The organism is Paenibacillus caseinilyticus (assembly GCF_027533645.1).
GTDB classification, from domain to species: domain Bacteria; phylum Bacillota; class Bacilli; order Paenibacillales; family NBRC-103111; genus Paenibacillus_G; species Paenibacillus_G caseinilyticus.
This window is the reverse complement of the sequence record NZ_JAQAGY010000001.1, coordinates 153,341-177,870: the sequence shown is the minus strand read 5'-3', so window position 1 is coordinate 177,870 and position 24,530 is coordinate 153,341. Positions and strand designations below refer to the sequence as shown.

Here is a 24,530-nt window from a genome sequence, read left to right as displayed (position 1 = left end):
GATTCTGCCGCCAGGCTTTTGGTTTACTGAGCATTACGGGAAGCGGCACTCGCTGAGCCCGCACTTTGGCTATTCCTGAGGCGGCGCCCGTCTTCCGCTATCCGCTTACGATGCGAGCCGGAGCACCACGATGCCCGCCAGAGCGGCTGTGAGGCCGGCGGCTTCGAGGCGGGTGAACGGTTCCCGGAGGCCGAAGCGGGCGTAGAGCAGCACGATGACGACATTCATCGCGGAGACGACGGAGACCAGGCCGGTGACCCCGAGCCGGAAGGCGGGCATGAGGAGCATCATGCCCGAGATATTCGTCAGGCCGACCGCCATGCCCCACAGCAGCGTTCGCCGGCTCGTCCATGCCCCAGGCGGGGCAGGAGGGGCGGCACCGGCGCTGCCTTCACCCGCAGCGGCCATTTCGCTCCGTCCCCGCGCCGCTTCCGCTCGGGCCGCCGAGGCACCTGCGCGTCCGGCCTGCCAGGAGAGGCCGAAGAGCACGGTGCCGGTCGCATACATCAGCGTCAAGGTGGGCAGGGTCGCCGCGCCCATCAGGGTGGCGCCCTTCGTCGACAGGTCGGTGAGACCGAAGAAGAGCATGGCGATCAGCCCCCACTGGGCGCCTTGGAGGTTCTTCAGCGAGATGTCGTTGGAATAACGGATCATCAGGACGCCCGCGATAATAATGAAGAAAGCGAGCAGCTGCCAGCCGTTCAGTTTTTCTCCCCAGATCAGATAAGCGAGCAGCACGACGACGACAGGGGGGAGCGCGGTGAACATGGCGACGAGGGAGGTTTTGCCTACGGCGTAGCCCTTGTACATCGCGGCGTTGGAGATGAACGAGAACAGGCCGAGCGCGGCCCCCATCCCTACGGCCGGGCTCCAGGGGGCGGAGGTGAGCAGACTGGCGGCTAAGGCGATGAGCATCCCGCTGAAATAGACGCCAAGCAGCATGAGGCTGCGGTCCATCGGCCGCTGCGATGACCATTGATACAGAATGCCTCTCAGCCCGAAGCATAGGGCCGAGGCGGCTGCGAATACAAACCACATCACGGATAACTCCCTGTCCACAAGGTGATGGCGCCCTCCCCTTTGAGCCGGAAGCGGCGCCTGATGTTCCAGATTGGTGCTATTCTTCTTCGTAAATCATCTTCACCGTCATGCCGCCGTCGATGACGAGATTCTGGCCGGTGATGAACGAGGCCTGCTCGCCGGCCAAGTAGAGGCAGGCGGCGGCGATATCCGGCGGGGCGCCGACGCGGCCGGCGGGATGCTGGAGCCGGTCGCGATCCGAATGATTCGGCGTGCGGCGCGCGGAGGCCTTCTGCCAGTCGGCCGTCTCGATCCAGCCGGGGGAGAGGGCGTTCACCCGGATGCCGTAGCGTCCGAGCGACACGGCCATCGCATGGGTCAAGGAAAGCAGGGCGCCCTTGGAAGCCGAATACGACTCCGTATCCGGTTCCGACATGAGCGCCCGGGTGGAGGCCATGTTGAGGATGACGCCGGAGCCCTGTTCCTTCATGAGCCGGGCGGCCAGGCGGGAGCACATATAGGTTCCGCGAAGGTTGACACCGAGCACCTCGTCGAACGACGCCAGGGGAAGCTCCAGCATGGAGCCGGGCCTCATGATGCCGGCATTGTTGACAAGCACGTCGACACGCCCGAAGTCTTCACGGATGAGCTTGAACCACCGCTCGACATCGTCTTCCTTGGCGACGTCGACCGGCAGGAACATCGCTTTGCCCCCGCGCCTGCGAATGTCCTGGACGAGCTCGTGGCCCGCTTCCTTGTCGGTGTCGGCGGCCGCGATATCGTATCCGGCTTCGGCGAACGCCAAGGCGACCCCGCGGCCAATCCCTTGGGCCCCGCCCGTCACTGCGGCTACTTTGCTCATAACCTCACCTCCGGTTCAATGGAATCCGCAGCATTGTACAGCGAAAGCGCAATCGTATATTCTGGACATATCACGGATGAAGCCTGCGCCCTCCGGGGCACTTCATTCCTCTGAGTATAGCGAATCCGGCAGGATGATTTCAAGTAGAAAGGAGCTTCTCTATGAAACCAGGAGATGGTGCACCCAGAGAGCTGACTTACCGGGACGGGTGGAAGCGGGGGAAGATCTCCCGTACGCAGTCCAAGCCGGAGCCGATGGCAGCAAGCTCCCGCCTGGAAGGGGACATGGGCTTGCCGAAGCCGATCCGTTTACTCCTGCGCAGTCCCCGCCATGTTCTGCCGAAGGGGCTGCCCTGGCTGCTCCTGCTGATGCCTGCAGCCGTCTTCGGTATGTTCCTCTGGCTGGTCTACCGGCTTGCCCGACTTACGTATGAATAACGACCAATCCCGATAACCCGAGGTGTGAGAGAGCATGATGACCTTGCTTGCCGTAATGGGCGCCATAGTGGGAATGACAATGACCGGAGCGGCCGTATGGATGGCGTGGACCGTCTGGTCGGCCGGACGTGCGGCGGCAGCAGCCGCCCTCGGGGCAGAGAACGTCAAGATGCCTCTTCTGCCCCACCTGCAGGCAGCTGTGCCCCGGCAGTGGACTTATTTTGACTATATGCTTCTGTTCCTGTTCCTTACGGGCGGTTTGTTCCTCTTCACGGACCTGATCGCCGTGCTGCGCGATGCGGAGGCCTTCCCGCCTTACCACTACGGATACTTGCTGTGCGGCTTCGTCTTCTGCGTCACGGGAATGTTCATGATGACGGTCCGACTCTTCCTGGTGCTGGGTTCAGGAGGCGCCGGAAGCACCGCTTCGCCGGACCATCATCAGAGCCAGCCAGGCGAGGGAGAACAGTCCGAATAGGGGATAGAGCGAAGAGAGCAGCGTCTTGAATCCGAACTGGCTGACCGCGAAGCTCAGCAGCAGCACGAGCGGCAGCAGAACCTGATAGGGCCATCTTGTCCGCTGTTCGAGCTGCAGGACCAAGCCATAGACGTCTGAGAGCAGCGTGGTGAAGATTTCGCCGTAGATGACGAGAATGAAAAGCAGCTGCAGCACGGGGCCGACACCCTTGATGAGCTGCCCTGTCGGGATATCGAACTGGGTGATGCCGGGCATACGGGCTGACAGCGCATAATGCCCGGCGAGGAGCATGATGCCGATCCAGATTCCGCCGACAATGCCTCCCCAGCGGAGCACACTGCGGTCCCCGACACGCACCCCGAGCGGGACGAGCACGGCTTGGGCCATCGTAAGGTTGAAGGCGGCATACAGCAGGGGAGAGAACCAGATCCGGGCCGCGGGATAATCAGAATCCAGCGTAAGCCACCGGCCTGAGCCCGGAGTGCCGACCGTCTGCCAGACGATCAGGCAGATGAAGGCCCCCATGAGCGGGACCACCACGGTGTTCACCGCTACGATGGCATCCATGCCCCGTACGAGCAGTACGTAAGCCAGCGCCAAGGTGAGCAGCAGACCGAGCTGGTGGGGGAAGCCGAGCTGTTCCGAGAAGACGGCCCCGGACCCTGCGAGCATGACCGTCGAGACGCCGAACAGGGAGATCAGCGTGAGCAGGGAGACCCATCCGCCCGCCTTCTCGCCGAAGAGCAGCTTGTTGAGATCTTCATAGGATTTGGCGCCAACCTCGCTTGCAAGAATCATCAGTTTGATGCCGATCCATATGAACAGGAACGTGGACAAGCCGATGGTGAACGTGGCCATCCATCCGTAGCGGGTGAAGAACTGGAGTATCTCTTGGCCGGTTGCGAAGCCGGCGCCAACCACCGTGCCTACATAGGTAAAACTGACCTGCAAGACGCCCGTCCATTTTTTCATGCGTACAAGAGTCCTCCTCGCCGACCTGAGCTTACTATACAACCTATGAATGGGAGGCAAGCCTCATGCCTTTTCTTCAGGGGGCAGGAGGTGAGCTTGGGCTTTCGGGTGTTTTCTGATACAATGGGGAAGAAGGGTACAAGTTTCGACAAGGGCCCTTCTACTATCGAAAAAATTGCTGGAGCGTGTCAGAGTGGAGCATCTTCTGCAGTATATAGACCATTACGGTTACATTGCGCTGTACGGTCTGCTGGCATTGGGAATCGTCGGCGTTCCGGTACCAGATGAAATTCTGATGACGACCGTGGGCACCTTGACGGCAGCCCGGGATCCCGTGCTGCATTTTGGCCCTACGCTGGTCGTCACATTCTTTGGGGCGATGACGGGGATGATGGTCAGTTATACCCTCGGGCGGACGGTGGGCAAGCCGTTCCTCTACAAGTACGGCCGGTGGGTCAAGCTGACGCCGGAGCGCCTTGCGATCGCGGAAGGCTGGTTCAAGAAATACGGCATGTGGGCCGTTTTCTTCGGTTATTACGTGCCGGGGGTACGTCACTTTACCTGTTATTTGGCCGGGGTCAGCAATGTGGGAATTTGGCGTTACTTGTTGTATGCAGGGACCGGCGCCCTCGTATGGGTCACGACGTTCCTTACGCTTGGACATGTCATCGGCGCCAATGCGCTGCTGCTGCTTCGTGGGCTTCATCATCATATGGCACTTCCCATCGTACTCATTCTTATCCTTGCTGCAGGCGTATTTGCGTTCCTCCGCTACCGGCGCCGCAAAAAGTCGGCTTACGGCTCCTCCTCTCCGGAGTGAGGGGAGACCGGCCATATGCGGCGGCTCCTCTTATGACAGCCCAGTGTGAATACAGCAAAAAAGCCTTGACCGGAAGCCCGGTCAAGGCTTTTTTGCTCTCTCAAATTAATTGTTTGATCTTAGCCAGCCGGTCCGCTATTCCGCAAAAAGCTTGATGGAATTGACTTTCTGGGTTTTGGGATCAATATCGAGCTTGAGGATGGCCCCCGTCGCTTTGTAGGTGAGCACGTAGGTTGTATTGGCGTCCGGTTTGCCCAGAGCCTCGTATACGTTCGCCACGGGGTCGCCCAGCTTCAGCCCGTTAAGCCCGGGATTGACGTCCCCGCTGCGCACGTCCACGAAGTGGAGCTGGTTCTGGCCGTTGAATCCGATGAGGAAGTCGGTATAGTCATATACGGTAATCGGATCGGCATCGTCTTCCATCACGAAAGTTTCTTTGGGCTTGCCGAATTTTCCGGTAATCTCATCGGCCCCCGTCTTCAGCGTCAAGCCGAGGAGGGTCGGGTTCGTCTCGGTGTACGGCGATTTGATTTCGATCTTGGGTTTGTCCGCCGCGGCGGACTTGCTTTTGGTTTCTTTGGATGGGGGAGTATTCCCGGCCCCCGCCGTTGTCTCCGTGTTGCTCGCCAGCGATACCTTGTCTTCGGGGGCTGCGGCGGCGGCCGGAAGTTCAGGGGCCGGCGGGCCTGCAGGCAGGTCGAGGACGACCGACCGGGACGGCTGGGCCGCAGGGGACTCCGGTCCGGGCTGAGGAGCCGATTCGGAGACGCGGCTGCTGCCGTTCTGGCAGCTGGCCGCAGCCAATGAAGCTATGGTCAAGACGGACAAGAAACCGGTGAAGGCTCTCTTTCTGGTCATCACGAACTTCCTTTCCGTTCAGAAGTGCTCTGTCAAGATAGACTATCTAATCATACTCTGTCCGGCTCCGCGACTCAAAGAGCAAATCGGCCCGAATCCGGCCAAAATGAAAGCTGGCGCTCTGTTTTCATTTTCAACATGCCGAATGCTTGAGGAAGCACGATCTTTCTTGCCTATTACCCTATTCGACGAGGGTTAAAACAGGAAAGTTGCACCGGACTGGAGGAAACTTCCCGGCAGACGGTACTTGAAACCCCCGCTGGCGTTATGATAAGTTTACGAATAAGGTTGAAGTGCGGAAGGAGAAACAAGAATGGAACAATTGAAACAAAAGATTCGCGAAGTGGGCGTGGTGGTATCGGATGAGGTCATCAAGCTGGATGCGATTCTGAACCATGCGGTTGACCCCAAGCTTACGACGGAGATGGGACGGGAGTTCGCCAGACTCTACCGCGAGCAGGGCGTAACCAAGATCCTGACGATCGAATCTTCGGGTATTCCGATTGCGTTCGCCGCAGCCCAGGAGCTTGGCGTGCCGATGGTGTTCGCCAGACGCAAAAAAACGCTGAATGCGGATGCCGAAATGTACTGTGAACGGGTGCCGTCGTTCACCAAAGGGTTTGTAACGGATATTATGGTGGGTAAAGAGTTCTTGAACGAGACCGACCGTGTCGTGCTCATCGATGACTTCATTGCCAATGGGGACGCGGCCCGCGGCCTGATCCGCATTATCCGCCGCTCGGGGGCGGAGCTCCTGGGCTTGGGTATTGCCGTGGAGAAGTCGTTCCAGGCCGGCGGACGGACGATTCGGGAGTCTGGCGTCCGTGTCGAGTCACTCGTGAGAATATCTTCGCTTGCGGGCGGGCGGATCGAGTTCGAATAACAAGATTTGGCCGCAGGGGTTTGTGGGACGAAGCCTTCCATCCGAAGTCGTTTTCATTTATAATAGCAGTAAGCGACTGGATATTGATGTCCTGTCATAGGTTTGCTATTATACAAGCCATTAGCTGAGCGGGGTAGCGTGACTGTCGGATCACTGTAGCCGTAAGCAGGGTATTGATGCAATAAGGATTGTTGCTTGACTAACAAGGGAGGTGCAGCTAGCATGGGGAAAGAAATTCCGGTTGATTTTTTCGTTACGAAGTTGAATGAGGCCAAGAACCATTTTGAACGTGCCCTGGATTGTAAACATACGGATTTCGATGATCTGTATCCCTATATGATTGAGCATCCACAATTCTTTTGGTACAAACGGTATGTCGCCTGGTCCGAGCTGCTCACCGTTGTGAAGCTGTGCAAAGAACTCGACGTTTCGTGGGAAGAGCAGTTCACGGAACAGCAGATCGATTATATCAACAAGCGGGTGATGTCCAGCAAAGTACTGGATTTCTGGTTTGAAACCAACGACTCCCGCGAGCATGTAGGCTAATATAGAGCTAACGATAGAACCTGTTCCCCGGCATGCCGGCGACACAGGTTCTTTTTTGTACAAATACTCTCACTGGAGCTCGATCTTGTAATCTTATATTCTAATAAACGCGCGCCGTCCTTTAAAGGACGGCGAAGCCGTTTATCTTGTTAGGGCGCCTGCTCGCCGAGGATGTTCATTGACTCGATATGCTGCCGGGTCTCCTGGGTGCCGAGCTTGTGCAGCATACGGTAAATTTCCTGCAGGTTAGCGTCGTAGGCGTCATTTTCCTTATCGTTATGATACAGGCGGTAAGGGATATGAGCACGTATAGCCGTGTCTTCTCCCGCGAGCTCCTGGTCCTCGAATAGATCGGTAAGCTGGTCAATCTCTTCCTCTGTCGCCTCAATCTCGAAATCGAAATTGCCGATCGTATTGGAGGGCTCGAGGATCTCGCCGGACCCTACGGTGATGTAAAAGGTTTTCTTGTCCACGCTTCATGCCCCCTCTGTATTGCCGTCTCATGCTTCTGTTTATTGTATCCCCCATTTGGTGTATTCTTATAACAAAGGAAAGGCGGGAATAGGGATGATTACCGACGAAGAATTGGACAAATACCGGCTGGACGGCACCCTCCTTCGAATCGTACGGGACGCCGACCGGACCAATGACGTCAGGGGCTATGTCGTGGCCTGGGATGACGAGACCGTCATGATCCGCAAGCGCACGCGCAAAGTCGTCAAGCTGGACCGCAGTTATGTGTACCAGCCATATATCGAGACCAGGGCCGAGCTGTTCCCGGACGGGGAGGAACAGTGAGGAGGGCCACGTACTCCACGCTGCCCATCGAGGGATTGTCATCCAGTTTCGTTGACAACGGGTACGAGAGCCTATTGACTATCGAAGGTGAGGCCCCTCTGCGGGTGCTGAATTCCTCCATGTGGGGCGAAGGCTTCACAACGGCCCGGCGGCTGATCAACCGCCAAGTGTCGAAGCATTATCTGGCGGAAGATCCGCTTCAGGAGATGCGGAGTTATCTCGAAGGGCTGGGCACCCCCTGGGAGGAAACCGCGGCGCTGCTGACGGCTGCCGATCTGCGGGACCGGGGGTATCGGCATGCGGAGCTCGGCCTCGGCGGGGGCGTCTGCTCCTGGGTCACAGCGGGGCTAAGCAACCGAATCCGCGGCGGCAGGGAATGCGATGAATCGTTGCTGTACCCGGGGAATCCGGGGACGATCAATATCATCGTGGTCATCGATGGGTACTTGACTGACGCCGCTTTCGTGAACGCGGTCATTACCGCTACGGAAGCCAAGACTGCAGCGCTCCAAGACCTCGATGTCAGGCTGGAGGACTGCGGGCTGACCGCCACCGGCACATCGACGGATGCCGTCATGATCGCTTCGCTGCAGCAGGGAGAGCGCCACCGCTATGCGGGCATTTCGACGAACCTCGGGTATGCGATCTCCCGCACTGTATATGAAGCGGCGGTCGAGTCGGCGGCGAGGTGTTTGAATCGCGGCGACCGGATGGTGAAGGAATGAGAGCGCCGGAAGCCGTACACTCTATGAGTGAGCGCGAAGCAGGGGAATCGGACGGAAGAGGAAGAACAGACCAATGGACAGGAGGCATCCGCATGGAACGCAGGGATGAACAATCTTGGCGCAGCGTGGAACTCGAGAAGGACTATATCCTCAAACTGTATGCCGAAGGCGAGGGAGTCAAAGGAGAGGTCGTCATGAGAGACCTGAACTCCCCCGGTGCGGGGACGCATTTGTTCGACGTGCCCTGCCAGAAGACGGAGGAAGAAGCGGAAACCTGGGCTTCCATGGCCCTGAGGGCGATCCGGGAAGGCTAGGAGCGGAAGAAAGCGCCGATACACAGCAGCCCCAAGGTAGCGAAAAGACTGACGACGAGAAGCAGCAGGCTTCCCAGCAGGAGCAGGACACCCGGGAACACAACGACAGCAAGAAAAACAGCCCGATCGACATCAGCAGGACATGAACCGTGAACTCCACGAGCTTCCAGAACAGCACCGCCAGCAGTATGCCCGTCAGGATTTGCAGAATCACCACGTTACATCCCTCCTAAGAGGAGTATATGAGCTCTTGTACAAAAGATGATGCGGGCGCGCTAGGCGTTCGTACCGTGCCCGTGCATCTGCGGGAGCCGTCATACCGGGGTGCGGCCGCGCATATACTGTTAGACCATAATGGCTCGGGAGGCGGGGCGGATGAGGGAAGGCTCGGCTTTGAAGGGGACGGTGTATGGAATTTTGTTTACGCTTCCGATCTGGGCGCTCATCATCTGGGGGATCAGCCGTTGGATCGGTTAGTAACTCTTGCGCAGCAAAGAAGCCGTTCCCCTCAAGGGAGACGGCTTCTTCTTACTAGTTAGCGCAGATATTGACTGCCGATGCTGCGGACTTCCGCTAGATCCGGTTCCCAGTACCAGAGAGGCTGGCCGACCAGCGGATCCTGCGCGGTAAGGGGGTGGCCGGGCAGCTGCACGTGTACCATGTCCTCGGGCATCAAATCCTTGAACATGAGCGTGAGCGAGATAATGTCGCTGTCGGAGAGATTAGTGTCGATCACGTTCTGCTTGGCTTTCTTGATCAGACCCGGAAGATCGGGCAGGCGTTCGGGGGAGAGCAGCTTCTGGACCACCGCGCGGACCAGGGCCGACTGGTCGGCCTGCCGGCCGAAGTCGCCGTTATCGAGCGAATAGCGTTCCCTTACGAAGGCCAAGGCCTTCCATCCGTCGAAGTGTTGTCTGCCGGCGGACAGAGGCTGTCCGAGCGTCGACAAGTAGATGTCGGCCGGGATCTCGATATCCACGCCGCCGATCTCGTCGATGAAATCGACGAAGCCTTTAAAATTCATTTTGACATAGTAATGGACAGGAACCTGAAGCAGGTTGCTTACCGCCTGGATGGAGGCATCCGTGCCCGCTTCGCTGCCGCCCTTCAATTCAGCCATAAAATGAGCATGGTTGACTTTGGTCAGTCCGATGCCGGGAAGCTGAACCCGGGTGTCTCTCGGGATCGAGACCATGTTAACTTTGCGCTCCTGCGGTTTGACGCGGCTGAGCATAATGACATCCGACCTCGAAGACTGCTGCCCGAGGGTATCGAGGCCGAGGATGAGGACGTTAAAATTGCCGGAATGGTCCTCTTCGGCTTGGGGCTCCTTCGGCTGCTCGGGCGTCGGCTGCGGCTGCCCGCCTGCGGAAGCAGAGGCCGAATCCGGAAGATCCGCCGCGGGGGAGGCGACCACCGGGTGCTGTTTCTCCTCAAAATGCCGGGATGGCTGCAGCTCACGGTAAAGAAGCCCTGCCGCTCCGGCCGCTGCGATAAGACCCGCTATAACGTATTTGACCCACTTTCGCATGCTGTGCACCTACTCTTTATGAACGGTCACCAGTAGAGTACGGTCCCGTTCGGGTATACGAATTGTATCATAAAACCGCTTGTAAAAAAATATTTGACTTGTGGCTATTCAAAATGCTAAGATACTACTTGTCTCCTGAAGAGAAGGCTTTCATAAAGAATTCTTTCACAGCGGATACTCATCATATGCGGTCATGGCGGAATTGGCAGACGCGCTAGATTCAGGTTCTAGTGGTGTAACAACCGTGGAGGTTCGAGTCCTCTTGACCGCATTGCTTTTATTATTCAAACCATAAGCGCATCGTCGCGCCTCTTGTCCGTTTTAACGGATAGGAGGCGTTTTTTGTTTTGTCTTCTTCATGAACGAATGGGCATCTACTCTCGCGGTTGGCAGTGGAGTGGCAGCGCAGCAAGAGAACATTACGCGGAAATTGAGTGTCGGTCAACAGCATACGCTGCCGACTTTTTTTCTTCAAAGGTGTCAGCATCTTCTTCTGCAAATTGGACCGGGGTGAAAGAATTTCCGCTTGCTTGACTTCTTGAAATAAACGATATATACTACGATTTATCGGTAAGAAGAACGGCGCTGGATCATTAGGAAGCCTCATTGCTAACGATTATCTAACGCAATATACCGAATTATACGGTCAAACGAAGTTTACCGTATCTATTGTGCGGTCGTGGCGGAATTGGCAGACGCGCTAGATTCAGGTTCTAGTGGTGTAACAGCCGTGGAGGTTCGAGTCCTCTCGACCGCATCGCAAGCAATACAGGAACAAGGGCTTGATCCGAAGGGATCAGGCCCTTGTTTATTTGTGAGCCCAGGATTTTTCAGTCAGGTGAAGAGAGGGAAGAGACGATCCTGCTTATGCGTCGGCGTTGAAGCTCCGTGCCTGGCAGCCGCGAGGAGAATCCATCGCCTGCATCAAGGGCCGGGAGAGAGCCAGGATACCGCGGCCGCTCTTCCAAATAAATGCGGCAGCTTGCTCCTCTATCTGATATAATACGTTCAAGTTTAATTTAAACGTTTCAATTACACAATGAAAGAGGGCTGCCACATGCATCAGGACCGCACTTATTGGATCGAAACGCTGTGCCGGATCGCCGGGCCGGTGCTTACCGCTTTGTCCGAACGGAGACTGAAGGCGCTCATGCCTGTCGAGGCGCATACGGAGGGACGCGGGCAGTATACACACCTCGAAGCCCTTGGTCGCACCCTGACGGGTATAGCCCCCTGGCTGGAAGCGGGGAGCCGCGACGGCGAAGAAGGGCGGCTGCGCGAGCGGTACGCGGGGCTGGCCCGCGAAGCGATCGATGCGGGGACAGACCCCTCGTCACCGGACTACATGAACTTCAGCCAAGGCTCCCAGCCGGTGGTGGATGCGGCCTTCCTGGCTCATGCACTGATGCGCGCCCCAGGCGAGCTGTGGGATCGGCTGGACGCACGGGTGCAGGCGCAGGTGCTCACGGCGCTGCGGGCGACCCGGGCGATCCGGCCCGGCTTCTCGAATTGGCTGCTCTTCAGCGGTATGATCGAAGCCTTCCTCGAGCGGGCAGAGGAGGCGGGAGACCCGATGCGCCTCGATTATGCGCTTCGTCAGCACGAACAGTGGTACCTCGGGGACGGCGTCTATGGGGACGGGCCCGAGTTCCACTGGGATTACTACAACTCCTTCGTTATCCAGCCGATGCTGATCGACATCGTGGAGCAGGCTGCGCACCGGTTCCCGGAATGGGAGGCCATGCGGCTGCCCGTGCTGCAGCGGGCCCAGCGTCACGCAGCCGTGCTCGAGCGGCTGATCTCGCCGGAGGGCACCTTCCCGCCGGTGGGGCGCTCGCTGGCCTACCGCTTCGGCGCGTTCCAGCTGCTCGCGCAGATGGCGCTCCGCCGGGAGCTGCCGGAGGGCGTGGAGCCTGCCGCGGTGCGCTGCGCCTTGACGGCCGTGATGCGGCGGCTGGCCGAAGCCCCCGGCACGTTCGATGCGGCGGGGTGGCTGACCATCGGCTTCTGCGGAAGCCAGAAGAATCTCGGCGAGGGCTATATCTCGACCGGAAGCCTGTATCTGTGCACGGCGGTGTTCCTGCCGCTGGGGCTCCCGCCGGAGGATCCGTTCTGGAACGGGGAAGCGGAGTGGACCGCCAAGAAGCTGTGGTCGGGCGCAGGAGCTCCCATTGACAGCGCTCTGTATGGGTGAACTCATCTAACGTGAGCTTTTCTGACATTTGCCTAATATTGACGGTTGTCAACCTCTCCAAACCCTGCTATAGTATGCGGCAGTAGAATAGGATACAGCCAAGATATGGAGAGGAAGAACGAACCATGCTCATCATCAGAAAAGCCGCCGCGGGCGATCTTCCCGCAATCGTAGATATCTATAACGAAGCCGTGCTGAACACGGTAGCCACCTTCGACACGGTTCCCCGCACGCTGGAACAGCAGGAGGCGTGGTTCGAACAGCATGGGGACGCGTATCCCGTACTGGTCGCGGAGGTGGACGGGATCGTGATCGGCTGGGCTTCGCTCAACCAATATTCCGACCGGCTGGCCTATGCGCGAACGGCGGAGCTTTCTTTGTACATCCATGAGGGGCACCGGGGACAGGGCACCGGCAAGAAGCTGTTCGAGGCGCTGCTGGAAGCGGGCCGCGAGGCGGGACTGCATACGGTGCTCTCCCGTATAGTAGAGGGCAATGACAACTCGATTCACATCCATCATCTCTACGGCTTCGATACGGTGGGAACGATGCGTCAGGTCGGATTCAAATTCGGCCGGATGCTCGATGTGATTCTGCTCCAGAAGATGCTGTAATCCGGCTCCGGCGGAACGACCGCAGGGCGGCGGGAAGGGCTGCGCCCAAGCTTGACTCGGTTTTGGGCTGCCGATATAATGGAAGGTATGCAAAGGCTGGAAAGTCAAGAAGCACCGCAGAACGGCACCCCCAGGCGGGGTGCTTTGTTGTAATCGGAGAAGGGCTCCGGCTGCGGCCCTGTGATCCCCACGGGCTGCGCCGCCCACTGCCCGTCCCGGTATGCGAGTCTTCTGTGCCCGCCTTCTTTGTACGACGAAAGGGGTTTGTCCGATAATGAATTACAAACATTGGCTGGCGGAACAGCTGGCCGGGAAGTTCGAAGGTCTGGACCGGGAAACGCTCGCGGACCTGATCGAATACCCGCCGAATCCGCAGATGGGCGATCTTTCGCTGCCCTGTTTCAAACTGGCCAAGGCGCTGCGCAAGGCTCCGCAGGCGATTGCGGAAGAGCTCAAAGCGGGATGGACCCCGGATGCCTCTGTCGAGAGGGTGGATGCCGTTGCCGGTTATTTTAACGTGTATCTCAATCCGTCGCAGTTCGCCTCCCAGGTGATCCGCGCAGTGCAGGAGCAGGGGGCGCGTTACGGCTCCCAGAATATCGGGCAGGGCCGCAATATTGTGATCGACTTCTCTTCGCCCAATATCGCCAAGACGTTCCATATCGGACATCTGCGGTCTACGGTCATCGGGAACGCTCTCTATAAAATCTTCGAATTCCTCGGGTATAACAGCGTCGGAATCAACCATCTCGGCGACTGGGGCACCCAGTTCGGCAAGCTGATCGTGGCGTACAAGCTCTGGGGCGACAAGGACGCGGTGGAAGCGGACGGCATTGCGGAACTCCAGCGGATCTACGTCAAGTTCCATGACGAGGCTGACGCGAAGCCTGAACTCGACGACGAGGCCCGTGCCTGGTTCGTGAAGCTGGAGCAAGGGGATGCCGAAGCGACGGAGCTGTGGCGTTGGTTCGTGGACATCTCGCTGAAAGAGTTCCATAAGATGTATGAGATCCTCGGCGTCTCCTTCGACTCCTACGCCGGCGAGAGCTATTACAACGACAAGATGGCGGCTGTGCTGGACGAGCTCAAGGCCAAGTCGCTGCTGGAAGAAGACCAGGGCGCACTGCTGGTCCGTCTCGACGATTACAATATGCCTCCTGCACTCATGGTCAAGAAGGACGGAGGCACTCTGTACCATACCCGTGACGTGACGGCGGCGCTGTACCGCAAGCGTACCTACGATTTTGAGAAGGCGGTCTATGTGACGGATGCCGGCCAAAGCCTGCACTTCCACCAATGGTTCAAGGTACTCGAACTCATGGGCTACGAGTGGGCCGCGAATCAGCTCCAGCACGTGCCGTTCGGCAAAGTATCGCTCGAGAACGCGAAGCTGTCGACGCGTAAGGGCAATGTCATCAACCTGGAAGACCTCCTGGGCAAAGCGATCGAGAAGACGCGCAGCATCATCGAGGAGAAGAATCCGGGCATGGTGAACAAGGATGAAACGGCCCGCCAGATCGGCGTCGGCGCGATCATCTTCAACGATCTCAGCAACAACCGGATTAAGGATATCGTCTTCTCCTGGGACGATGCCTTGAACTTCGAAGGGGAGTCCGGACCTTATGTGCAATACGCGCATGCCCGTGCATGCCGTGTCATCGGCAAAGCCGATCCGGCGGAAGTGGCTGCGGCTGCGTCCCTGAACCCGGAGCACCTGACGAACCCCGAAGCTCAAGCGGTGCTGCGTGAACTGTACCTGTTCAAGGAGCGCGTGGAGCAGGCGATGCACAAGCTGGAGCCGTCCATCGTCTCCCGCTACCTGATCGATCTGGCCCAGAGCTTCAATCATTTCTACCATCAGTGCAAGATCGTGACGGCGGATGAGGCGGAGGTGCGGATTGCGCGTCTGGCGCTCACTGACTGCTTCCGTACGACGATCCGCAACGGCCTCTCGCTGATCGGCTTGGAAGCGCCGAACGAAGTGTAGGCTCTTCCCGGTTCTGCGAATACCGGAATACCCAAATACCCGCTTATCCCGAAGACGCGTCTTCGGATAAGCGGGTATTTGGGTTATGGCGGCAGCGCCGGGCTCAGCAGCAGTCCCGGTCCTGGATTCCGGCGCGTACAGCAGGGGCCGGACCCCTTGCCGCGCCGGGTCAAGATCCCGGCGCGGCGCCCATTACTGATGCTGCGTCACTACAGCGCTGTGCCGTTACCGGCCGCGGTGTTTGGCTTTTGCCTTCTGGACGGCAATCTCGCGCCGGCGGGCTTGCTCCGCTTCCTTCTGCGCCTTCGTGACGATCCGGCGCGTCTTCTTGCGGTGCTCGAGATCCCGCATCAGCGCGTCCTGGGCGAGACTGCGGACACCGGTGCGCTGCATCTCTCGGGCCGCTTCACGCGCCAGCCGTTTGGGATTCACGCGCCCGCGGTCCAGGGGCGGAGTTCCGGCTTCTATGCCGGCCTGAACCCTCTCCAGCAGAGGCAGCATATCCCTGCGGACAAAGTCCAGTACCTCCGCATCATACGGTTCGGAACCGAAGACATGCCGGCAGGCTTTGTATACCCCGCCGGACTCCGCTTCCACGATCCCAACCCAGAATTCACCTTCGAAAAACACCGTCAGCTTCATTTCGTTCCCCTCCCTCTGTCTTGCGAGCGATGGACATCCCGAGGGGGGAAGGATATGACACGGGGAGAAAGAGCGGGCAAGAGGATTCCATTGCGCATCCGCTTGCGCGTCCATCCATAGGCTCCGTGCATCCGGGCTACCAACCGGACCGCGATTTTACGCTCATCTCCATTATAAGGAAAGGGCGGGTTTGCTTCAAACGGTCCCGGGCGATAATGGTAGAACAGACCTAAGGATGAGGTGAAAGCTTGGATATGGCAGCAAAGGGTGACGAGCTCGTCAAATACTTGACCGTCCAGGTCGTCAAGTACATCGAGACTCCGAAGGAAGTGCGGCGTCAGAAGAGGGCGGGGCGCAGGGAAGCGCGCGAGCATTGGCAGTACCGGTGGTTCGGCATGCTGCCGCTGGCGTTGAGTATGTGGCTGCGCCCGCTGCGGGAGCAGATCGCAAGATTCAGAGAAAGAGCGAGAGAATAGAAACGGTAGAAAAGTGCTTAAGATTCGCCTCGGCCCCTCCCGGCTGGGGCTTTTTTGTGCTTTCGCTTCTTAGCTGCTCCCCTTGCCGTAATGCGGAATTCGGCCAAAGACAGGCTTTTCTCTCAGAACATCTCTCTATCATGTAACGTATCATGCAGTATGGATTTATATCAACGGCAGATGGCCTTCCTATGAATCCGTCCCGGAATTTCGTACGGCATATTCATATAGAGGTCCGGTCCCGAGAGGAGGAATGAGAGATGATTACGCTGCTGATAATCGCTGCGGCCGGCGGCTCGCTGTACTTCGTCCTGAAGCCCCCCCTGCCTCCCGCCTTGGAGGAGGCTGAGATGGAGGCCTATGTGACTGCGCTGCCCGAGACTCAGCTGCCCGAACTGCCGCCGGCCTTGGCCAGGGAGTAATCAGCACCTCAAACAACCCATGGAGAGAGGAGTTCATGTCTTATGACGGAACCGGCCATGATCAGTTTGACGGTGTTTTCCTTCTTGATGACGATGCTGTTGATCCTTCTCCGTCCAAAAGGATTGAACGAGGCGGTGCCTGCCGTGATCGGTGCGGCGCTCGTCGTGCTCAGCGGCAGCGTGTCGGTGTCGGACCTTGGCCGGATCGGCACGACCATCAGCGGCGCGGCCATTACCATCATGGCAACGATCGTTATGGCGATCGTGCTGGAGAGCTTCGGCTTCTTCCAGTGGGCCGCGGAAGGATTGGCCGCTCGGGCCAGGGGATCGGGCATCCGCTTATTCTGGTACGTCAACCTGATCTGTTTTTTGATGACGCTGTTCTTTAACAATGATGGAAGCATCCTGATCACAACGCCGATCCTGCTGATTCTGCTGCAGCGGCTCGGGCTCAAGAACCACCAGAAGGTTCCTTATCTGCTATCGGGAGCGCTCATCGCCACAGCGTCGAGCGCTCCGATCGGCGTAAGCAATATCGTCAACCTCATCGCCCTGAAGATCGTAGGCATGGATTTATACATGCATACGCTGCTCATGTTCATACCATCGACGCTCGGCCTGCTCTTTTTTGCCGTACTTCTCTTTCTCTATTACCGTGACCGCCTGCCGAAGAAACTGCCTCACCGCGCCATGCACTTTCACGGACCGGGACGACACCCTCTTCAGCATCCTGCCGATCCCGAGGCGTCCATGAAGCGCGACCGTTTCATGCATAGGATTCTGCTGTTCGTCTTCCTGGTCCGCTGCTCGTTATTCTTGGCATCCTATCTTGATATTCCCATCGATCTGGTGGCCGTACTCGGGTCAGTCGTCCTCTTGATCTGGCGCTGGGTCGCACTGAAGATTCCTCCGGCGGACATGCTGAAGAAGACGCCCTGGCACATTCTTGTGTTCGCCTTCGGGATGTACGTGATTATCTATGGATTGAACAATATCGGCCTGACGCGCCTGCTCGTCACGACATTCGAGCCCTGGATCCAGGAGAGCCTGCTCTCGGCAAGTCTCGTGATGGGGCTGCTGACTACGCTGATGTCCGTGATGTTCAACAACCATCCCGCCCTGATGATCGGTACGATGACTTTGACGGGCATGCAGCTTGACCCGATGACGTTAAAAACAGCTTACCTGGCCGCTGTCATCGGAAGCGATCTGGGGGCGCTGCTCCTGCCGATCGGAACCCTCGCCTCCCTGATCTGGCTCGGCATTCTCAAGGAGCATAAGGTTCACGTGCCCTGGAAGGAATATGTCATGGTCACGTTCACGACGATCCCTCCCGCCATGCTGTTCACGCTCTTCATCTTGGCCTACTGGATCGGGTGGATGTTTTGAATAAACAAAAAAAAGGAAAGCTTCTTGCCGTCCGCTGCCGGAAAAGATCCGGAGCGGGGTGGCTGGAAGCTTTCTATATAGGAGAGGAGAGAAACCAAAGGTTAGGGGTAAAACCCGCCTAGACGCTGCATGGATTCGAGCGGAAGATAACGTTCGTCGTCTTCCTGAACCCTGACATAGGCGGTGCCGCCGGACCAAGTCTGCAGACCGGTCACCGGCAGCGGGATCAGATGCCGGCCGCTGTATACATTGGCGGCAAAGATAGGCTTGCGGCCTTGTTCCAGCCACGCTCCAAGCACATCGGAGGAGGGAGGGGCGGCAGAGGCCGACTGCACCCAGGGGAGGCGTTCGTAGGGATCGAAGGAGCTGATGCCATGAACGGGCTCTTGGGGCCTGGGAGCCGGGCTCCCGGTGTGCAAGAGCTGGCCATCCGATACGCGGAGCTCCAGCTTGGGGAGGTCTCCGGGCTTCAGCGGGAGCTCTTCGCCCGTCTTGGCATCGAGATACCGGAGCGGGCTGCCGCCCGGGGCGGCGATGATCCAGAAGGCTTCGAGCGGATTGTAATACAGGCGCTGCGCTTGAATGTCGGATGGGATAAGGTCAAGCTGCACCAGAGAGTGATGCAGAGTCTGTAAGCTGAATAATGGGTATTCGCCGCGGCCGTATTCCGAGAGGCGGTAGGCGCCGTCACCGGTATCGTGGATCACGAGATATCCGGTCTCGCGGCCGCCGGTCTTCAGGAGGACGACCCAGCCGTGAGTGCCGGGACCGAGCGGATAGCTTGTCCACTGCGCCTGCTGCCAGTCCTCGAAGCCCTTCTGGGCGGAGATGGAGGCGATCAGGCTTTGCACGGCTTCCTCCAAGGAGGAGGCGGTTTGCTGCTGCGGCACATCCGTGGAAGGGGCGATAGACTCTTCCGTGGAAGATGCCTGCTCCACAGCCAGGGCGGGAGCGTATTCGAGCGGTCCTGCGGCATGCAGGCCGGCAGCGAGGAGCAGCGCGGTCAGAGCGAGCGTGAGCTTGTTCAAGATATTCACCATCTTTGCTGGAAGTAGGGGCTTTGGCGGCTCTATGCGCTGTCCGTATCGAATATGTCTTTAGTATATAGGGTATGCGGCGAAAAGTTTGTTAGAACCTGTAAGCGTTACAAATAAAGTTTTCCCGAAGAACCGCTAAGCTTCGCGGCCCTTCGTCAGAAGGAAGCCCCGTTCGCAGCGGGGACATGAAACAAACCGCAGTTGATGGCGGATACATGCACACGCGGGCGATACTGCCATTCGATTTCGTTGATCCGGTTGGCGTACTGCGCTTCGATCTCCGGTCTCTTCTCGGGATCGGCTGACTGCAGCAGGGAGTCGTAGTAGCCGCGGATGCGCTCGAGCTCCTCGCTCAGGCGCAGCTGCGCATCCCGGGCCCATCCGTGGTCGTACGCCGCAAGCTTCTCTTCGAGATGCTGTTCGAGAAAGAGAACTGCCCGGGGCAGCGTGATCTTGTCGGGCGTTACATACACGTGAGCGGGCAGACGGGGCGTCATCTTGCGGCCGGAGATCCACTCGTGGAACTCTTCCCGCAGCTGCCCGGTCTGCAGCTGGATGCCGATCGAGTGGATCTCGCTGCGCTTCATGTCGCAGGCCAGCTCGACTTTGTAGTTCACGCCGAACCAGCTCTCGTACGGCACGGTCGAGGAGTGAGGCTGCGCGGGCACGTAATGCTCGAAGAGCCGGACGAACCGGCCCTTGCCGCGTACGGCGCCGAAGATCTGCTCGAGCCGCCGGCTGCCGTAGGTCATCTCGTCCCGGGGCACCCGGGCGGTGAAGGACGTCGGCACGAAGCCGAAATACCGGCCGAGGATGCTGTCGCCCTGCGGCGGGGGGCTTCCGGGCGCCTGCGGTCCGGCTGGACCGGGGGCTGCCGGGGAGGCTGCGCCAGAAGCTTGAATCTGTGGTGCGGCAGAGCCCGGCGATGGAACGCCGGCCATCCCCGGCGGCGCTGCCATGGCGGCAGCCGGAACGCCCTGGGGCGGATGCAGCTCGCGGTACGTGTCCGGATCGAAGATGAACGTGCAGGTCATCGTCTCGGGCGTCACGCCCGTCCGCTCCACGAAGCTCCAATAATAAGGACGGTGATTCAAGTCCTGGTCCGCGGAGGGGGACAGCTTCACGGTCACGTAAGCCGGGTGCTTCTCCTGAATTTCGCACTGCTCTGCCTCGAGATAGCGCATGACGAAGCTGCGGATCTGCTCGGTGTTCATCATGGCTGTGCCTCCTCCGTGCCGGTTCCCGGCACCGACTGCCCGACGGCGTTCAGCATGCTCGCCAGACGCGAACCGTCAGCGGCTTCCTGCTGCACCTCGGTGCGCACCTGGGTGAAGGTCTGGCCGAGATCGTCCAGATGGCGCCGGATCTCGTCCTGGTTGCCGGAAGTGAGGATGAGCTTGGCGAGATGGGATTCGAGCGACGTCTTCTTCTCGAAGCGCTCGAGGATCGTATCGAGCCCGCCGATCACCAGCTCGAACATGTTGATTTTCTCGTGGAGCAGCGAGAGGATATGTTCCTCGATCGTGCCGGTGGTGGACAGATTGTAGATCTTCACGTCTTCCTTCTGCCCGAGCCGGTGCACACGGCCGATCCGCTGCTCGACCCGCATCGGATTCCACGGCAGATCGAAGTTGATCATGTTGTGGCAGAACTGCAGGTTGATGCCTTCCCCGCCGGCTTCCGTGGCGATCAGGACCTGGGCGCGGCTGCGGAACAGATCCATCATCCAATCCTTCTTCCCCCGGTTCATGCCCCCGCGGTAAGGCACGCACGAGATTTTGTGCTCCTTGAGGTACTGCATCAGATACTCCTGGGAAGCGCGGTACTCCGTGAAGATGATCACTTTGTCGTCAATGTCGCGGATAAGCTCCATTACCTTCTCGGCCTTCGTGTTCGCCTTGATGCTGCGGATGAGCTCTACGAGCTCCCAGATCCGCGGCCGCAGCGGGGAGTCTTCGTCCGTCTTTTTGAACATATTGACCAAGGTAATGAACACGGCGTCCCGGGAGGAACAGACTTCCCGCTGCAGGGTTACGAGGGACAGCACGGAGCTGAGATCGCCGCCAGCTTCCTCGAAGCGCCCTTTCACGAAGTTCGTGACGCCATCATAGAGCGCCTGTTCTTCCGGCGAGAGCTGGAGCGGGATATTGCGGACGATCCGCTTCGTGAAGTTCACGTTGCCGTCGCTGCGCCGGTTGCGGATCATCACCTTGCTGAGCTCCGACTGCAGCTGCTCTTCGTTCTTCGGGACGCGCTTGTCGACGACGAAGTTGGCCTGGAAGCTGGTCTTGCCGCCGAGCTGGCCGGGCTTCAGCAGCGTAATGAGATTATAGAGCTCGCCAAGGTCATTCTGCACGGGGGTCGCCGTGAGAAGGAGGCAGTATTTTTTGCGCAGCTCGTTGATGAACTGGTAGCTTGTCGTCTTCTTGTTCTTGAGCTTATGGGCTTCGTCGACGATGAGCATGTCGTACTCCAGGCCGAGTACGATCTCCCGGTGAGGGTCCCGCTTCGCCGTGTCCATGGAGGCGACGATAATGTCGCTCTGGGCCCACATGTATTCCTTCTTCTGGGCGACGGCCGGGATGCCGAACTTCTGGTTGAGCTCGCGCACCCACTGCAGGACCAGGGAGGCCGGGACGAGGATCAGCACTTTGCGGATGAGCCCGCGGATCAGGTACTCCTTGAGAATGAGACCCGCTTCGATCGTCTTGCCGAGTCCGACCTCGTCGGCCAGAATCGCACGCCCGCGCATCCCGGTGAGCACCTTTTTGGCCGTCTCGATCTGATGGTCCATCGGCACGAGATTCGGCAGGTGCGTCAGGCACTGAAGCTCGTCGAAGCTGTGGATGAGTCCGGAACGTTCCGCCTCGTGCGCCAGCTTGAACATCGTGAAGCTGTCCCAGGGACCGTTGCGCTGGGCACGCTGGTGCAGCTCTTCGAACCAGTCCCGTTCAAAGTGGATCTGGACATGCTCATTCAACTGCCGTAAGTGTTCCTTCCGCTCGGTTGGCTGCATCTCACGCGCTCCTTTTCCTTCTGGCATGGGGAACGGCTTCGGGTCAGGCAGTACCCGGCTCTTGCTGTGTCCGGGGGTCCCTGCTGTAACCGGCCTGCCGGCCGTCTTCTCTTACGCTCCAATCAATTCCTAGTATGTACACAAAGAAAAACTTTCAAACGAAAGCGCGATCCATTATGATGAAGGGACGGACTTAGGAGGTTGGAGAAGAATGAACGAATGGAGATGGATCCGCAGCGGTTCTTCCGCACCGGATTACAATATGGCAGTGGATGAAGCGATTCTGACGGCGCACAGCGAAGGGAGAGTGCCGCCGACCGTGCGGTTCTACGGCTGGAACCCGCCGACGCTGTCGGTAGGCTACTTCCAGAAGGCGCAGACCGAGGTCGACTTCGAGGCGCTGGAGCGCCAAGGGATCGGCTTCGTCCGCCGGGCGACCGGGGGCCGGGCCGTACTGCACGACCGCGAACTGACGTACAGCATGATCGTCTCGGAGCAATACGAGGGGATTCCCCGCAGCGTCACGGAGGCGTACAGGGTGCTGAGCCAAGGGCTGCTGCTCGGCTTCCGCCGGCTGGGGCTGGCGGCCGACATGGTGCAGCTCGAGAGCGAAGAGGACAAGAGCCAGTATGCGTCGATGGGTTCGGCGGCCTGCTTCGATTCGCCGTCGTGGTACGAGCTGGTGGTCGAGGGACGCAAGATCGCCGGCAGCGCGCAGACCCGGCAGAAGGGCGCCCTGCTGCAGCATGGCTCAATCCTGCTCGATCTCGACGCGGATCAGCTGTTCGGGCTGCTGAAGTTCGCCAGCGAGCGGGTCGGGGAGCGGATGAAAGCCCAGTTCCTGCGCAAAGCGGTGGCGATCAACGAGCTGCGGCAGGGTGCCGGTCTGCGGGATGTGACGCTGGGGGACGTGGAGGAAGCGTTCGCGGCCGGCATCGCCGAGGGGCTCGGGATCCGGCTCGTTCCGGGAGAGCTGACCTCATGGGAAGAAGAGCTGGCGCAGCGCCTGCGTGAGGAGAAGTACGGGAATCCGGAGTGGAATCTGCGCCGGTAGGCCTCTGGATGTACGAGCGGGAGGGCCGGGCCGGCTGATATAGCGGAGGTACTTGGGTCCCGAGCCTTCCTATTGTGCGCCAGCCGTAAGGGAGGTCCGTGCCGATCACGCGCAGAGGCTGCGGTTACAATCCGTACTGAAGTCCGAATGAAGTCCGAATGAAGTCCGAATGGAGTCCGAATGGAGTCCGATTCGCGTTCGTACCGGAGTCCGTACGAGGGTCCGCCCAGGGATCGGCCTGCGGGCGCAAGGCTGGTGCGGCAGGCTCACTGACACGCAAATATCCCCCGGAATCTTTCTTCCGGGGGATTCGCTTTGCCTGTTCATGGTTTTGTCAAAATGCGATGATGCACATGCAGACGGGCGTGGTAAAAACTCAAGGACGTAGGGTCTGCGCGAACGCATCCTGCAGCCGCCGGGTTACCGGGCCTGGCAGTCCGCCGGCGACCGGCTGACCGTCGATGGCGATCACCGGGGTCACCTCCACGGTCGTCCCCGTGATGAAGACTTCGTCCGCCGCCCGCAGCTCGTCCAGGGTGAAGGGCCTCTCGTCCACCGGGATGCCGAGCTCCGCCGCCAGCCTCAGCACGACCATGCGCGTGATGCCGTGGAGGATCAGATGGTTGGCGGGATGCGTGACGATCCGGCCGTCTTGGACGATGGCGGCGTTGGAGGCGCTGCATTCGGTGACGGTGCCGCTGCGGTGCAGGATGACGTCATCGGCGCCCTGGGACAGCGCGTGCTGCTTCGCCATCGTGTTGGCGAGCAGGTTCAGTGTCTTGAGGTCGCAGCGCAGCCAGCGGATGTCGTCCATCGTCACGGTACGGATCCCTTTCTCCATGGCAGCCAGCGGGCGCTTCAGTTCACTTGCATAGGCCATCAGGACGGGCTCCGCGTCCTGCGGGAAGCTGTGGGCGCGGGGGGCAATGCCCCGGGTCAACTGGAGGTAGACGGTGCCTTCTTGCACCTGATTGCGGGTAACCAGTTCGTTCAGTCCGCCGAGCAGTTCGCTCTTGGACATGGGGAGAGACATCTGGATCGCCTCGGCGGTACGGACGAGACGGTCATAGTGGGCGTCTGCCTCATACAGCTGGCCGCCGTAGACGCGGAACACCTCGTAAGCGCCGTCGCCGAAGTAATAGCCCCGGTCCTCGGGCGAGATGCGGACGTCCTCTTTGGGAAGGAACTCATTTTGATACCAGTAGATGGTTGACATGCGGATGCTCCTCCTGACATACAATGGGGGTAAGGCGGGGAACATATGTTTGATGTTTCCCTTAGGCTTATGCTAATCTGGATTCAGACTACCAAGACAGGCCCGCCTTTGTCAAAGGATTCCAGCCTGACGGATGACTGACAGCCGGTGGAATGAGGCTTCGCAGAGGTGCCTGATAGGGGAGGTTCTTCGACAAGATTGTCGAAATTCCTTAATTTAGCACGAATGAGAAAGAGAGC

At 59.1% G+C, this 24,530-nt stretch carries 26 protein-coding genes and 2 tRNA genes; 17 read left to right on the top strand and 11 right to left on the bottom strand.

The genetic code is table 11. The annotated features are described in order from the left end of the window. Positions 1-105: 105 nt before the first annotated feature. Both O9H32_RS00745 and O9H32_RS00740 read right to left on the bottom strand, forming a co-directional pair. Complete coding sequence (locus O9H32_RS00745) at positions 106-1,038, bottom strand: EamA family transporter (protein ID WP_269863796.1); 933 nt, start codon at positions 1,036-1,038, stop codon at positions 106-108. Positions 1,039-1,117: 79 nt separating this feature from the next. Next, positions 1,118-1,882 carry a glucose 1-dehydrogenase gene (locus O9H32_RS00740; RefSeq protein WP_269863795.1) on the bottom strand — a complete coding sequence of 255 codons (765 nt, stop codon included), beginning with the start codon at positions 1,880-1,882 and terminating at the stop codon, positions 1,118-1,120. A 161-nt stretch (positions 1,883-2,043) separates the two neighbouring features. Here O9H32_RS00740 and O9H32_RS00735 point away from each other — a divergent pair, with 161 nt between their 5' ends. Together O9H32_RS00735 and O9H32_RS00730 are read left to right on the top strand one after the other, a co-directional pair. Next, on the top strand, positions 2,044-2,319 hold the full coding sequence (locus O9H32_RS00735; RefSeq protein WP_269863794.1) for a hypothetical protein: 276 nt from the start codon (positions 2,044-2,046) through the stop codon (positions 2,317-2,319). A gap of 34 nt (positions 2,320-2,353) precedes the next feature. Next, a complete protein-coding gene (locus tag O9H32_RS00730) occupies positions 2,354-2,797 on the top strand; it encodes a hypothetical protein (protein WP_269863793.1) in 444 nt (147 codons plus the stop codon). On the opposite strand, the gene O9H32_RS00725 is transcribed toward O9H32_RS00730, so the two are convergent. After that, positions 2,723-3,769, bottom strand: coding sequence for a YkvI family membrane protein (locus O9H32_RS00725; protein WP_269863792.1), 1,047 nt, complete (start codon positions 3,767-3,769; stop codon positions 2,723-2,725). The two genes, O9H32_RS00730 and O9H32_RS00725, sit on opposite strands and share 75 nt — an antisense overlap. Positions 3,770-3,962: 193 nt before the next feature. Here O9H32_RS00725 and O9H32_RS00720 point away from each other — a divergent pair, with 193 nt between their 5' ends. Continuing rightward, positions 3,963-4,589 carry a DedA family protein gene (locus tag O9H32_RS00720; protein ID WP_269863791.1) on the top strand — a complete coding sequence of 209 codons (627 nt, stop codon included), beginning with the start codon at positions 3,963-3,965 and terminating at the stop codon, positions 4,587-4,589. A gap of 135 nt (positions 4,590-4,724) precedes the next feature. Here the strand turns inward: O9H32_RS00720 and O9H32_RS00715 are convergent, their stop codons facing one another. Beyond that, the gene (locus O9H32_RS00715; RefSeq protein ID WP_269863790.1) at positions 4,725-5,447 is read right to left on the bottom strand and encodes a DUF4309 domain-containing protein; all 723 of its coding nucleotides are present in this window, start codon (positions 5,445-5,447) and stop codon (positions 4,725-4,727) included. 313 nt (positions 5,448-5,760) lie between these two features. Here O9H32_RS00715 and O9H32_RS00710 point away from each other — a divergent pair, with 313 nt between their 5' ends. Together O9H32_RS00710 and O9H32_RS00705 are read left to right on the top strand one after the other, a co-directional pair. Continuing rightward, on the top strand, positions 5,761-6,330 hold the full coding sequence (locus O9H32_RS00710; RefSeq protein ID WP_269863789.1) for a xanthine phosphoribosyltransferase: 570 nt from the start codon (positions 5,761-5,763) through the stop codon (positions 6,328-6,330). 222 nt (positions 6,331-6,552) lie between these two features. After that, the gene (locus O9H32_RS00705; RefSeq protein ID WP_269863788.1) at positions 6,553-6,876 is read left to right on the top strand and encodes a hypothetical protein; all 324 of its coding nucleotides are present in this window, start codon (positions 6,553-6,555) and stop codon (positions 6,874-6,876) included. Positions 6,877-7,025: 149 nt separating this feature from the next. Here the strand turns inward: O9H32_RS00705 and O9H32_RS00700 are convergent, their stop codons facing one another. Continuing rightward, a complete protein-coding gene (locus O9H32_RS00700; RefSeq protein ID WP_269863787.1) occupies positions 7,026-7,349 on the bottom strand; it encodes a hypothetical protein in 324 nt (107 codons plus the stop codon). A 94-nt stretch (positions 7,350-7,443) separates the two neighbouring features. Here O9H32_RS00700 and O9H32_RS00695 point away from each other — a divergent pair, with 94 nt between their 5' ends. Genes O9H32_RS00695 through O9H32_RS00685 form a run of 3 tightly spaced genes read left to right on the top strand, consistent with a single transcriptional unit; the run spans position 7,444 to position 8,713 of the window. Next, complete coding sequence (locus O9H32_RS00695; protein WP_269863786.1) at positions 7,444-7,674, top strand: hypothetical protein; 231 nt, start codon at positions 7,444-7,446, stop codon at positions 7,672-7,674. Beyond that, positions 7,671-8,399 (top strand): adenosylcobinamide amidohydrolase, encoded by a 729-nt coding sequence (locus O9H32_RS00690; RefSeq protein WP_269863785.1) that lies wholly within the window; start codon positions 7,671-7,673, stop codon positions 8,397-8,399. Before O9H32_RS00695 ends, O9H32_RS00690 begins: the two co-directional genes overlap by 4 nt. A 23-nt stretch (positions 8,400-8,422) precedes the next feature. After that, positions 8,423-8,713: a hypothetical protein gene (locus O9H32_RS00685; RefSeq protein ID WP_269863783.1), complete on the top strand. Its 291-nt coding sequence runs from the start codon at positions 8,423-8,425 to the stop codon at positions 8,711-8,713. A gap of 535 nt (positions 8,714-9,248) precedes the next feature. Here the strand turns inward: O9H32_RS00685 and O9H32_RS00680 are convergent. Then, positions 9,249-10,244 carry an LCP family protein gene (locus O9H32_RS00680; RefSeq protein WP_269863782.1) on the bottom strand — a complete coding sequence of 332 codons (996 nt, stop codon included), beginning with the start codon at positions 10,242-10,244 and terminating at the stop codon, positions 9,249-9,251. Between the two features lie 187 nt (positions 10,245-10,431). Here O9H32_RS00680 and O9H32_RS00675 point away from each other — a divergent pair. The 5 genes from O9H32_RS00675 to argS all read left to right on the top strand — a co-directional run bounded on the left by O9H32_RS00675 (position 10,432) and on the right by argS (position 15,039). Beyond that, positions 10,432-10,515: transfer RNA gene (locus O9H32_RS00675), tRNA-Leu, on the top strand. A gap of 402 nt (positions 10,516-10,917) precedes the next feature. Further along, positions 10,918-11,001, top strand: a tRNA-Leu gene (locus tag O9H32_RS00670). A gap of 300 nt (positions 11,002-11,301) precedes the next feature. After that, entirely contained in the window at positions 11,302-12,438 is a 1,137-nt protein-coding gene (locus tag O9H32_RS00665; RefSeq protein ID WP_269863781.1) for a DUF2264 domain-containing protein, read from the top strand. 125 nt (positions 12,439-12,563) lie between these two features. Beyond that, complete coding sequence (locus O9H32_RS00660) at positions 12,564-13,052, top strand: GNAT family N-acetyltransferase (RefSeq protein ID WP_269863780.1); 489 nt, start codon at positions 12,564-12,566, stop codon at positions 13,050-13,052. Between the two features lie 274 nt (positions 13,053-13,326). Then, the gene (argS, locus tag O9H32_RS00655) at positions 13,327-15,039 is read left to right on the top strand and encodes an arginine--tRNA ligase (protein ID WP_269863779.1); all 1,713 of its coding nucleotides are present in this window, start codon (positions 13,327-13,329) and stop codon (positions 15,037-15,039) included. A gap of 225 nt (positions 15,040-15,264) precedes the next feature. Here the strand turns inward: argS and O9H32_RS00650 are convergent, their stop codons facing one another. Next, entirely contained in the window at positions 15,265-15,681 is a 417-nt protein-coding gene (locus tag O9H32_RS00650; RefSeq protein WP_269863778.1) for a YjdF family protein, read from the bottom strand. A 254-nt stretch (positions 15,682-15,935) separates the two neighbouring features. Here O9H32_RS00650 and O9H32_RS00645 point away from each other — a divergent pair, with 254 nt between their 5' ends. The 3 genes from O9H32_RS00645 to O9H32_RS00635 all read left to right on the top strand — a co-directional run bounded on the left by O9H32_RS00645 (position 15,936) and on the right by O9H32_RS00635 (position 17,968). Beyond that, complete coding sequence (locus O9H32_RS00645) at positions 15,936-16,157, top strand: YqzE family protein (protein ID WP_269863777.1); 222 nt, start codon at positions 15,936-15,938, stop codon at positions 16,155-16,157. A gap of 260 nt (positions 16,158-16,417) precedes the next feature. Continuing rightward, positions 16,418-16,579: a hypothetical protein gene (locus O9H32_RS00640; RefSeq protein WP_269863776.1), complete on the top strand. Its 162-nt coding sequence runs from the start codon at positions 16,418-16,420 to the stop codon at positions 16,577-16,579. Between the two features lie 42 nt (positions 16,580-16,621). Continuing rightward, complete coding sequence (locus O9H32_RS00635; protein ID WP_269863775.1) at positions 16,622-17,968, top strand: arsenic transporter; 1,347 nt, start codon at positions 16,622-16,624, stop codon at positions 17,966-17,968. A 101-nt stretch (positions 17,969-18,069) separates the two neighbouring features. Here the strand turns inward: O9H32_RS00635 and O9H32_RS00630 are convergent, their stop codons facing one another. The 3 genes from O9H32_RS00630 to O9H32_RS00620 form a co-directional block, all read right to left on the bottom strand. Continuing rightward, positions 18,070-19,008 carry a hypothetical protein gene (locus O9H32_RS00630; RefSeq protein ID WP_269863774.1) on the bottom strand — a complete coding sequence of 313 codons (939 nt, stop codon included), beginning with the start codon at positions 19,006-19,008 and terminating at the stop codon, positions 18,070-18,072. Positions 19,009-19,160: 152 nt separating this feature from the next. After that, positions 19,161-20,222: a YqhG family protein gene (locus tag O9H32_RS00625; protein WP_269863773.1), complete on the bottom strand. Its 1,062-nt coding sequence runs from the start codon at positions 20,220-20,222 to the stop codon at positions 19,161-19,163. Continuing rightward, positions 20,219-22,021, bottom strand: coding sequence for a DEAD/DEAH box helicase (locus O9H32_RS00620; RefSeq protein ID WP_269863771.1), 1,803 nt, complete (start codon positions 22,019-22,021; stop codon positions 20,219-20,221). Before O9H32_RS00620 ends, O9H32_RS00625 begins: the two co-directional genes overlap by 4 nt. 211 nt (positions 22,022-22,232) lie before the next feature. Here O9H32_RS00620 and O9H32_RS00615 point away from each other — a divergent pair, with 211 nt between their 5' ends. Further along, complete coding sequence (locus tag O9H32_RS00615; protein ID WP_269863770.1) at positions 22,233-23,075, top strand: lipoate--protein ligase family protein; 843 nt, start codon at positions 22,233-22,235, stop codon at positions 23,073-23,075. A gap of 376 nt (positions 23,076-23,451) precedes the next feature. On the opposite strand, the gene dat is transcribed toward O9H32_RS00615, so the two are convergent. After that, positions 23,452-24,291 carry a D-amino-acid transaminase gene (gene dat / locus O9H32_RS00610; protein WP_406627236.1) on the bottom strand — a complete coding sequence of 280 codons (840 nt, stop codon included), beginning with the start codon at positions 24,289-24,291 and terminating at the stop codon, positions 23,452-23,454. Between the last annotated feature and the right edge of the window lie 239 nt (positions 24,292-24,530).

Coding starts and splice junctions, on each gene's coding strand:
- O9H32_RS00710 (WP_269863789.1), top strand. CDS start 5,761: ATGGAACAATTGAAACAAAAGATTCGCGAAGTGGGCGTGGTGGTATCG.
- O9H32_RS00745 (WP_269863796.1), bottom strand. CDS start 1,038: ATGTGGTTTGTATTCGCAGCCGCCTCGGCCCTATGCTTCGGGCTGAGA.
- O9H32_RS00665 (WP_269863781.1), top strand. CDS start 11,302: ATGCATCAGGACCGCACTTATTGGATCGAAACGCTGTGCCGGATCGCC.
- O9H32_RS00635 (WP_269863775.1), top strand. CDS start 16,622: ATGACGGAACCGGCCATGATCAGTTTGACGGTGTTTTCCTTCTTGATG.
- O9H32_RS00640 (WP_269863776.1), top strand. CDS start 16,418: ATGATTACGCTGCTGATAATCGCTGCGGCCGGCGGCTCGCTGTACTTC.
- O9H32_RS00625 (WP_269863773.1), bottom strand. CDS start 20,222: ATGATGAACACCGAGCAGATCCGCAGCTTCGTCATGCGCTATCTCGAG.
- O9H32_RS00725 (WP_269863792.1), bottom strand. CDS start 3,769: ATGAAAAAATGGACGGGCGTCTTGCAGGTCAGTTTTACCTATGTAGGC.
- O9H32_RS00620 (WP_269863771.1), bottom strand. CDS start 22,021: ATGCAGCCAACCGAGCGGAAGGAACACTTACGGCAGTTGAATGAGCAT.
- O9H32_RS00650 (WP_269863778.1), bottom strand. CDS start 15,681: ATGAAGCTGACGGTGTTTTTCGAAGGTGAATTCTGGGTTGGGATCGTG.
- O9H32_RS00645 (WP_269863777.1), top strand. CDS start 15,936: ATGGCAGCAAAGGGTGACGAGCTCGTCAAATACTTGACCGTCCAGGTC.
- O9H32_RS00615 (WP_269863770.1), top strand. CDS start 22,233: ATGAACGAATGGAGATGGATCCGCAGCGGTTCTTCCGCACCGGATTAC.
- O9H32_RS00630 (WP_269863774.1), bottom strand. CDS start 19,008: ATGGTGAATATCTTGAACAAGCTCACGCTCGCTCTGACCGCGCTGCTC.
- O9H32_RS00680 (WP_269863782.1), bottom strand. CDS start 10,244: ATGCGAAAGTGGGTCAAATACGTTATAGCGGGTCTTATCGCAGCGGCC.
- O9H32_RS00660 (WP_269863780.1), top strand. CDS start 12,564: ATGCTCATCATCAGAAAAGCCGCCGCGGGCGATCTTCCCGCAATCGTA.
- O9H32_RS00685 (WP_269863783.1), top strand. CDS start 8,423: ATGAGTGAGCGCGAAGCAGGGGAATCGGACGGAAGAGGAAGAACAGAC.
- O9H32_RS00715 (WP_269863790.1), bottom strand. CDS start 5,447: ATGACCAGAAAGAGAGCCTTCACCGGTTTCTTGTCCGTCTTGACCATA.
- O9H32_RS00695 (WP_269863786.1), top strand. CDS start 7,444: ATGATTACCGACGAAGAATTGGACAAATACCGGCTGGACGGCACCCTC.
- O9H32_RS00705 (WP_269863788.1), top strand. CDS start 6,553: ATGGGGAAAGAAATTCCGGTTGATTTTTTCGTTACGAAGTTGAATGAG.
- argS (WP_269863779.1), top strand. CDS start 13,327: ATGAATTACAAACATTGGCTGGCGGAACAGCTGGCCGGGAAGTTCGAA.
- O9H32_RS00740 (WP_269863795.1), bottom strand. CDS start 1,882: ATGAGCAAAGTAGCCGCAGTGACGGGCGGGGCCCAAGGGATTGGCCGC.
- dat (WP_406627236.1), bottom strand. CDS start 24,291: ATGTCAACCATCTACTGGTATCAAAATGAGTTCCTTCCCAAAGAGGAC.
- O9H32_RS00730 (WP_269863793.1), top strand. CDS start 2,354: ATGATGACCTTGCTTGCCGTAATGGGCGCCATAGTGGGAATGACAATG.
- O9H32_RS00735 (WP_269863794.1), top strand. CDS start 2,044: ATGAAACCAGGAGATGGTGCACCCAGAGAGCTGACTTACCGGGACGGG.